At 71.2% G+C, this 6,000-nt stretch carries 5 protein-coding genes and 1 pseudogene; all 6 read left to right on the plus strand.

Translation table 11 applies throughout. The features are described 5' to 3' along the window. Window positions 1-23: 23 nt before the first annotated feature. Window positions 24-539 (plus strand): signal peptidase II, encoded by a 516-nt coding sequence (gene lspA / locus CIW48_RS23975; RefSeq protein WP_149312990.1) that lies wholly within the window; start codon window positions 24-26, stop codon window positions 537-539. A 160-nt stretch (window positions 540-699) separates the two neighbouring features. Beyond that, complete coding sequence (locus tag CIW48_RS23980; protein ID WP_091776100.1) at window positions 700-1,365, plus strand: hypothetical protein; 666 nt, start codon at window positions 700-702, stop codon at window positions 1,363-1,365. A 160-nt stretch (window positions 1,366-1,525) separates the two neighbouring features. Next, window positions 1,526-2,935 carry a pitrilysin family protein gene (locus tag CIW48_RS23985; RefSeq protein WP_149312991.1) on the plus strand — a complete coding sequence of 470 codons (1,410 nt, stop codon included), beginning with the start codon at window positions 1,526-1,528 and terminating at the stop codon, window positions 2,933-2,935. Between the two features lie 106 nt (window positions 2,936-3,041). Beyond that, complete coding sequence (locus CIW48_RS23990; protein ID WP_091776094.1) at window positions 3,042-4,337, plus strand: pitrilysin family protein; 1,296 nt, start codon at window positions 3,042-3,044, stop codon at window positions 4,335-4,337. Between the two features lie 247 nt (window positions 4,338-4,584). Continuing rightward, the gene (locus CIW48_RS23995; protein WP_149312999.1) at window positions 4,585-5,535 is read left to right on the plus strand and encodes a ring-cleaving dioxygenase; all 951 of its coding nucleotides are present in this window, start codon (window positions 4,585-4,587) and stop codon (window positions 5,533-5,535) included. 313 nt (window positions 5,536-5,848) lie between these two features. After that, window positions 5,849-6,000, plus strand: a pseudogene (locus CIW48_RS24000) (ferredoxin--NADP reductase); the annotation flags it as partial.

Genomic DNA, 6,000 nt, shown 5'->3' on the forward strand with positions numbered 1-6,000 from the left:
TGCGGGTCACCGGGTCGCCGCCCATGACCCCCTTCCGCGCCGGCCTCACGGCCCTCGTCCTCACCCTGGTCCTCGACCAGGCCACCAAGCTCGGCCTCTATTTCGGCACCGATCTCGTGCTGACGCAGCCCTGGCAGCTGGCGCCGTTCGCCGACCTCGTCGTGGTCTGGAACCGGGGCGTCTCCTACGGCCTGTTCCAGCAGGAGGGCGGGCTCGGCCGCTGGCTCCTCGTCGCCCTGTCGCTCGTCGCCGCCATCGGCCTCGGCATCTGGATGCGCCGGGCCTCCTCGCGGCTCCTCGCCGTCGCCCTTGGGCTCATCGTCGGGGGCGCCCTGGGCAACGCCATCGACCGCACCGCCTACGGCGCCGTCTTCGACTTCGTCCACCTGCATGCCGGCGGCTGGTCGTGGTACGTGTTCAACGTCGCCGATGCGGCGATCGTGGCGGGCGTGATCGGCCTGATCCTCGACAGCCTGTCCCCGGACAGCCGCAAGGAACGGACTTCTCCGCCGCAGGGCGATCCGGCGCCGCGCCTGTGATCCCTGCAACACACAGGTCCAGCCGCATCCCCCTCCTGGCGCGACGCAGTCAAGGCGCCATACGATCGCCGGAAACCGGTCTCAGGCCGGGACCCGTCGGATCAGGCCGCGCCGCGGCCATCCCAGAGCCGGACGCTCCGTCCGGAACCCGTGAGGCAGCATGACTGGGCATCGCAGGCTTCGTCCCCTCCTCTCCGCCGCGGTGGCCCTGGCTCCGCTCTGCGTCGTCGGGCCCGCGCACGCGCAGGAGCGCGGCGAGTTCATGCGCGACGCCCTGTCGGGCATCGGCCTCCTGGAGAAGCGCCAAGATCCGATCGACTATCACGAGCGGCCGCCGCTGGTGATGCCGCCCAAGATCGACGGCAAGGCCCTGCCCCAGCCGCGGGCCCGCTCCAGCAGCTCCGCCTGGCCGAAGGATCCCGAGATCGTGAATCGCGAGCGCGCCGCCGTTGAACGGCGCAACCCGAAGGGCTCCCAAGCTCAGGGTCGCTACGACGACAACAATGCGACGCTCTCCGTGGACGAGATGCGGGGCGGCCGCCGCGCCGGAGCGGGCCTCACGACCACCGCCGAGCGCAAGCCCGGCGACAACAACCGCGACGACAGCCTGCTCAGCCCCTTCGAATTGCTCAAGGGCAAGAGCGCCAATGCCGAGCCCTCCGACATCGAGCCGAGCCGCGATACGCTCACGGATCCGCCGACCGGATACCGGCAGTCGCCCAAGCAGCTGGTCCGTCCGCCGTCGAGCGACCCGATTAACAACGCCAGCCGCGAACGCGAAGAGGCGGATCCCGGCGCGTATCTCCGTCAGCGCGCACAGCAGTAAACGGGGGCGCCGTGTCGCCGTTGCAACGACGACACGGCATGGCAACATGAGATGATCGTCCCGGTGCGGTTCTTGCGCGCCGGCGACCAGGACGGCCCCGATCCATGGATGCGTCCCGACGCGGGACGCTTCGATCCGGGGCCGGCAAAAGGAAAGCGGAATGCACCTGTTCAGGAAGGCGACGCCCCCCCTCTTCCCGCTGCGTCCGGGCTCGTCCTACGGCGGCAGCGCCGGCCGGGGCGAGGCTGCGCCGTTCGGGCGTTCCGAGGCGGGCGGACCGGAGGTGACGGCCTTCACCCTCGACAACGGCCTCGACGTGGTGGTCGTCCCCGATCACCGGGCCCCCGTCGCCACCCACATGATCTGGTACCGCAACGGTTCGGCCGATGATCCGCTCGGCCAGTCGGGCATCGCCCACTTCCTTGAGCACCTGATGTTCAAGGGAACCGAGAAGCACCCGGTCGGGGCCTTCTCGAAGGCGGTGTCAGGCCTGGGCGGCCAGGAGAACGCCTTCACCAGCTACGATTACACCGCTTATTTCCAGCGGGTCGCCCGCGACCATCTCGGCACCATGATGGAATTCGAGGCCGACCGCATGAGCGGCCTCGTCCTCGACGACGCCGTCGTGGCGCCCGAGCGCGACGTCGTGCTGGAGGAGCGCCGCATGCGGGTCGAGACCGACCCCTCCGCCCAGCTCTCCGAGGCGATGGCCGCCGGCCTGTTCGTGCACCATCCCTACGGCATTCCGATCATCGGCTGGATGCACGAGATCGAGGGCCTGAACCGCGAGCACGCGCTGGCTTATTACAAGCGCTTCTACACCCCGGAGAACGCCATCCTGGTGGTGGCCGGCGACGTAACCCCCGACGAGGTCCGGCGGCTGGCCGAGACTACCTACGGCTGCGTCGCCCCCCAGGGGACCCGGCCCGAGCGTGTGCGGGCGCGGGAACCGGAGCCGAGGGCCCTGCGCCGCGTCGCCGTCGCCGATCCAAAGGTCGAGCAGCCGACCCTGCAGCGGCTCTACCTGACCCCCTCCTGCATCACCGCCCGGGACGGCGGCTGCCACGACCTCGAGTTGCTGGCCGAGGTGCTGGGCGGCGGCTCGACCTCCTACCTCTACCGCAAGCTGGTCATGGAGACCGGCCTCGCGGTCAATGCCGGCGCCTGGTACATGGGCTCGGCGATCGACGACACCCGCTTCTCCGTCTATGCGGTGCCCGCCGAGGGCGTGCCGCTGGAGAAGCTGGAGGAGGCCGTCGACAAGGTGCTGCGCCGCGCGCCCGCGGAGGCCCTGGACGCCGAGGCGATCGAGCGCGCCAAGACCCGCCTCGTGGCCGAGACCGTCTACTCCTCCGACAGCCAGTCGTCCCTCGCCCGGATCTACGGCTCGGCGCTGGCGATCGGCGAGACGATCGAGGAGGTCCGCCGCTGGCCGACCGACATCGAGGCGGTGTCGCAGGACCGCCTCAAGAGCGCCGCCGAGCGCTGGCTGACGCCGGCCCGCTCGGTCACCGGCTACCTGACCAAGGCGCAGGATCCCGACGCCCCGGTTGCGATGGCCGCCGAGTAACCCCGGGTGCGTCCCTCCGGGCCCGTGACGGGTCCGGGCGGGGCGTGTGCCGAACGCGAGCCCTGGCCCGCTCCGCCGTCGCCCGAGAAAGAGACACGAGGTTCCCATGAGCTTGGCCGAGACCCTGGTCGAGACCACCGCCCAAACCGTCAGCTCGCCCACCACGGCGCTGCCGGTGACGACCGCCCCCGGCATCGAGGCGTGGCACGTCGAGTCGCCGGTGGTGCCGATGATCGCCCTGGCCTTCACCTTCGAGGGTGGCGCCGCCCAGGATCCGGCCGGCAAGGCCGGCTGCGCGCAGATGCTGGCGCGGCTCCTCGACGAGGGCGCCGGCGACCTCACCTCCGACCTGTTCCAGGAGCGGCTCGCCGCCCGGGCGATCGAGCTGTCGTTCCACGCGGGAGCCGACGCGGTCGGCGGCTCGCTGAAGATGCTGGTCAAGCATGCCGACGAGGGCATCGCGCTCCTCGCCCTGGCGCTCGCCAAGCCCCGCCTCGACCCCGACGCGATCGAGCGCGTCCGCGGACAGATCATCGCCGGCCTGCGCTACCAGCAGAACGATCCGGGCGTGCTCGCCTCCCGCCGCTTCTTCAAGGAGGCGTTCGCCGGCCATCCCTACGCGCGCCCTTCCTCCGGCACCGTGGAGAGCGTGACGGCGATCACCCGGGACGACCTGCTGGCCATGCATGCCCGCATCATCGGCCGCGGCCGGGTGAAGGTGGCGGCGGTTGGCGCCATCGGCGCCGAGCAGCTCGCCGAGGGCCTGAACCGCGCCTTCGGGGCCCTGCCGGAGGCCGGGGAGCTGAAGGCGGTGCCGCGCACCGAGGTACACGAACTCGGTAAACGCGTCGTCGTCGACCTCGACGTGCCCCAGTCGGTGATCCGCTTCGGCATGGCGGGCGTGCCCTGGCGCGACCCGGACTTCATCCCGGCCTACGTGCTGAACCACATCCTCGGCGGCGGTGCCTTCACGTCCCGCTTGTTCCAGGAGGTGCGCGAGAAGCGCGGGCTGGCCTACTCGGTCGGGACCTCGCTGGTCAGCCACCGGTCGGCCGCGATGACCTGGGGCTACACCGCCACCAAGAACGAGCGCGTCGGTGAGGCCCTGTCGGTGATCGGCGACGAGATCGGCCGGCTGATCACGGACGGTCCGGACGACGAGGAGCTGCAAAAGGCGAAGGATTACCTGACCGGCTCCTACGCGCTGGGCTTCGACACCTCGACCAAGATCGCCCACCAACTGGTGCAGATCGCCTTCGAGGAGCTGGGCATGGACTACATCGCCCGCCGCAACGCCATGGTCTCGGCCGTGACCCAGGCGGATATCCGCCGTGCCGCCGCCCGCACCTTCGCGGACGGCAAGATGCTGGTGGTCGCCGCCGGCCGGCCCGTCGGGCTCTGAGGGGCAGGGCTCGGGACCGCCGTTCACCGGAATCCACCGCGTCCGGGAGTAGATCGTCGCGTAACGGCCGCGCCGTCGTTCCGGGGCGCGGCCGGGAAGGGCGTGGCGCCTCTCGGACGGCGATCGGTGCATGTCGACCGCGGAGCTGCACCAGAGGAATTGGTGCCGGCCTCCTGATCCGCGGGTCGCTCGCAAAGCCGCCGCCGCTCCCCACCTGAGGCGCGACGCGGCCAACCCCTGGACCGACATGCAGCTCACCGGCATTCACCACCTCACCGCGGTGACCGCCCGCGCGGCGGAGAACGGCGCCTTCTACACCGGCACGCTCGGCCTGCGGCTCGTGAAGAAGACGGTGAACCAGGACGACGTCTCGGCCTACCACCTGTTCTACGCCGACGGCCTGGCAAGCCCCGGCACCGACATCACCTTCTTCGACTGGCCGGCCCCCCGGGAGCGGCGGGGCTCCAGCAGCATCACCCGCACGCATCTGCGCGTCCCGGGCGAGGGCGCTGTCGCGTGGTGGCACGCGCGCCTGCGCGAGGCCGGCATCGTCGAGGCCGAGCCCGTTGCGCGCGACGGGCGCCTGACCCTCGACTTCGAGGATCCGGAGGGCCAGCGCCTCGCCCTGGTGGACGATGGCGGGACCGGGCCGGAGCATCCCTGGGACGGGTCCCCGGTGCCGGCCGCTTACCAGATCCGCGGCCTCGGCCCGATCCGGCTTTCGGTGCCGGACCCGGCCCGCACCGCCGCGGTACTCACCCGGGTGCTCGGCATGCGCCGGGACCGCGCCTTCGAGACCGGCGAGGGCCGAGTGGAAGTCTACGCGATGGGGCCCGGCGGTCCGGCCGCGGAACTCCAGCTCCTGGCCGACCGGTCCGCGCCGGCCCGCCAGGGCGCGGGCGCGGTCCACCACGTGGCCTTCCGCATCCCGGACGCGGATCACGATTCCTGGGCCGAGCGGCTCAGGGCCGCTCCCGTGCCGAGCAGCGGGCCGGTGGACCGCTACTACTTCCGCAGCCTCTACTTCCGCGAGCCCAACGGCATCCTGTTCGAGATCGCCACCGACGGGCCGGGCTTCACCGCGGATGAGCCCCTTGAGAGTCTGGGCGAACGCCTCGCCCTGCCGCCGTTCCTGGAGCCGCGCCGCGCCGAGATCGAGGCCGGGCTGACGCCCCTCCGGCCCGGACCCGTCGGCTGATCGCGCCGCGGGGGGCGGCCGGCGGCAACCCTCCCATGTCCGGAGCGGCGCTGCGGACCATCCGCAAAGACGCTAAATATTCGAACGATTCCAGGCCGTTCACTTCTTTCGCCAGTGTGATCCCGGCACGCCTTGACGGGCGTGCTGCAACTGCGAAAGAAGCAACGCGCGTGTGTTTGTATCCGGATCCGGGCGGGTTCCCTGCCGAGGATCCACCCCGCCCGAGCGGGGCGGCGGGGATCCGCCGCAGCACGGCCTCCGAATCGTCGGGACCGTGAGCCGAGCGTCAGAGGTTTCGAGGACTGATCCGTCGATGAGCAAGTTCTACGAGGAGCGCGTCCTGTCGGTTCACCACTGGACCGACAACCTGTTCTCGTTCCGCACCACCCGCGATCCGGCATTCCGCTTCCGCAACGGCGAATTCACCATGATCGGCCTGGAGGTCGAGGGCCGGCCGCTTCTGCG

The organism is Methylobacterium sp. P1-11 (genome assembly GCF_008329595.1).
In the GTDB taxonomy this organism is placed as follows: domain Bacteria; phylum Pseudomonadota; class Alphaproteobacteria; order Rhizobiales; family Beijerinckiaceae; genus Methylobacterium.

What these genes read in the sequence shown, in the direction of transcription:
- CIW48_RS23990 (WP_091776094.1), top strand. Translation starts at nt 3,042, where the DNA reads ATGAGCTTGGCCGAGACCCTGGTCGAGACCACCGCCCAAACCGTCAGC.
- CIW48_RS23985 (WP_149312991.1), top strand. Translation starts at nt 1,526, where the DNA reads ATGCACCTGTTCAGGAAGGCGACGCCCCCCCTCTTCCCGCTGCGTCCG.
- CIW48_RS23980 (WP_091776100.1), top strand. Translation starts at nt 700, where the DNA reads ATGACTGGGCATCGCAGGCTTCGTCCCCTCCTCTCCGCCGCGGTGGCC.
- lspA (WP_149312990.1), top strand. Translation starts at nt 24, where the DNA reads ATGACCCCCTTCCGCGCCGGCCTCACGGCCCTCGTCCTCACCCTGGTC.
- CIW48_RS23995 (WP_149312999.1), top strand. Translation starts at nt 4,585, where the DNA reads ATGCAGCTCACCGGCATTCACCACCTCACCGCGGTGACCGCCCGCGCG.